Raw genomic sequence first — 650 nt, forward strand, 5'->3', positions numbered from 1 at the left:
GACCTGTCACGGTTCTACGCCGGGATTCGTGCGGTCGATGGCGGGGTGGGCCGCTCGGCAATCGCGCCGGAGATTTTGCTGGCGCTGTGGTTGTACGCCACGCTCGACGGGGTGGGCAGCGCGCGGGCGGTGTCACGGCTGCTCGAATCGCATGACGCCTACCGCTGGTTGTGCGGCGGGGTTCAGGTCAATCACCACACCCTTTCGGACTTTCGCAAGGATCAGGGCGAAGGGCTGGACGAGTTGTTGAGTGTGAGCATCGCCAGCCTGATGGCGGCCGGGGTGGTCAAGCTCAAACAGGTGGCGCAGGACGGGATGCGGGTGCGCGCCAGCGCCGGGGCGGGCTCGTTTCGCCGCAAGGAGAAGCTCGAAGGCTACCTGGAGGCGGCGCGCGCGGCCGTGGCGCGGCTCAAAGCCGAGGTGGAGGCGGACCCGGCGCAGGCCGAACGGGCGCGGGAAGCGGCCCGGCTACGGGCGGCGAAAGAGCGTGAAGCGCGTCTTGAGAAAGCGCTGGCGCGGCTGCCCGAGATCGAAGCGATCAAGCAGCGGCAAGGCAAAAACCCCGACCAGGCGCGCGCGTCGATGACCGATGCCGAAGCGACGGTGATGAAGATGGGCGACGGCGGCTTTCGGCCGGCGTACAACCCGCA

At 68.6% G+C, this 650-nt stretch carries 1 protein-coding gene; it reads left to right on the forward strand.

Annotation, left to right across the window (positions count from 1 at the left end; all coding sequences use genetic code 11):
- The coding region (locus GO606_RS00655) for a transposase (RefSeq protein ID WP_246979239.1) at positions 1 to 650 on the forward strand (650 nt) is incomplete at both ends.

The organism is Aromatoleum anaerobium, from assembly GCF_012910705.2.
Taxonomy (GTDB): domain Bacteria; phylum Pseudomonadota; class Gammaproteobacteria; order Burkholderiales; family Rhodocyclaceae; genus Aromatoleum; species Aromatoleum anaerobium.